This window comes from Rhodanobacter spathiphylli B39 (assembly GCF_000264295.1).
GTDB classification, from domain to species: Bacteria; Pseudomonadota; Gammaproteobacteria; order Xanthomonadales; family Rhodanobacteraceae; genus Rhodanobacter; species Rhodanobacter spathiphylli.
On the sequence record NZ_AJXT01000083.1, the window covers coordinates 1 to 1,531 of the forward strand.

The window sequence follows — 1,531 nt, forward strand, 5'->3', positions numbered from 1 at the left end:
GCACGCTCAGCGTGGCGATCCCTGCGGGCGCCGCACCGCCGTGGTTGGTGCTGGTGCTCCACGCCGAGCAGCCGGCGGCGCTGCAGGCGCGCACCTTGAAGCTCACCGCGAAACGAATTTAATTAGCCACGTCCCATTTAATTCGGCGGCATGTACCCCAACCGATTTAATTAGCCACACCCCTTTAGTTGAACCGATTTAATTAGCCACGCCTCCTTTAGTTGCGTCCCCTTGAGTTGAAAATTACGTGTTGATTGATCGAGGGGATTCGTGGGGAAACCTCAGGCTCCGTCCCCTTTGATTGCCTTTGATTGGTTTTTGTTCGTTCCTTTTGCTCTTTCTTCTTTAAGCAGGCGCAAGAAGACATGAAGGTCCATGTAGCTATGCAACACCACAATTTTCCGTTTGCAGAAGTTCCCGCTAACGTTAGCATCTGGCATTGCAATTGGAAACTGATCCAAATTTGGCGATTCGGGCATCATGAAAATGGTGTCCGCCGTTAAAACAATACTGCTGTTTGGCGACTTACCTGGCAACGCACCAAGCAAGAAAGGTACGGAATGGAAGCAGCCCCTCCTTTCATCAGGATCGCCGAGAATAAAGAGATAAGTAGCTCCGACAGATATATCAGCTGCGCAGATATATACATTTTGGCTGCCCACGGGACCTTTAGGTGCGTCTGTCAATGTTTTCTGCGGCGACACCAAGGCTTTTACGTAGTTTATTCCTCGCGATGAACGCTTTGATCCTTCAGCCACTCCTGAGGCAGAATCGGCCCGAGCCTCCACCTTCGCTTCAGTGACAACCCCAATGAACATATACTTTGCGTGAGCAAGCTGATTGAATTGACCGGCGGAGGCAGTCGGAGTAGTCATCCACCCCATAAGTGCAATAAAAAATAGCGGTACGGCCCACGATTTTCGCGCTGAAGCTACCAAAATCGACTTGGAAGATATGATGGGTGTCATGTGATCAGTGCCCTCCATTACGTATATATGAATTTACCGCCTTACTCGCCCGAAAATTTGCAACACCCTCTCCTTCTGGGTCGTTGGCAGAATGAAGGTTTATATGCACGAACTCATGCTCGGTAATGAAGAGTAACGAGTTATTGGCACTCAATGTGAAGGAACGTAATTCTAGCATCGGCTTAATTTCATCCACATCCCTGTAATATAAGTATTGATTATTAAATTCTTGAAATGCACCTTGATAAAATGTAGTAATTTTATTCATTTCATCGGATTCTGCCGGCACGCCACGTAAGGTCGGGTCATTTGATGGCTTATCTGTAAGGATTGTCGGGCTGTCTTCGCTTTCACGATACGCATAGCGCGCATCTATTTTAAAGGTCCATCCGGACGGCATCTTATAGCGGCCATAACGGTTCGCTTGGCTCGCTGCGTTGGTCACTGCAGCTTGTTGGCTGGATGCTTTTAGGCTCACTGAATCTCCCTCGCCCGAGCCACTAACACTTCCACCACCCGCTGACCCACTGGATATGCATTCCATGTTCCCCATGCAAATGTCA

2 protein-coding genes are annotated in these 1,531 nt (G+C 48.9%); both read right to left on the reverse strand.

The features are described from left to right. Window positions 1-281: 281 nt before the first annotated feature. Complete coding sequence (locus UU7_RS18520) at window positions 282-968, reverse strand: hypothetical protein (protein ID WP_157582411.1); 687 nt, start codon at window positions 966-968, stop codon at window positions 282-284. A gap of 4 nt (window positions 969-972) precedes the next feature. Further along, the coding region (locus tag UU7_RS18525) for a hypothetical protein (protein ID WP_238530977.1) at window positions 973-1,531 on the reverse strand (559 nt) is incomplete at its 5' end.

What these genes read in the sequence shown, in the direction of transcription:
- UU7_RS18520 (WP_157582411.1), bottom strand. Translation starts at nt 968, where the DNA reads ATGACACCCATCATATCTTCCAAGTCGATTTTGGTAGCTTCAGCGCGA.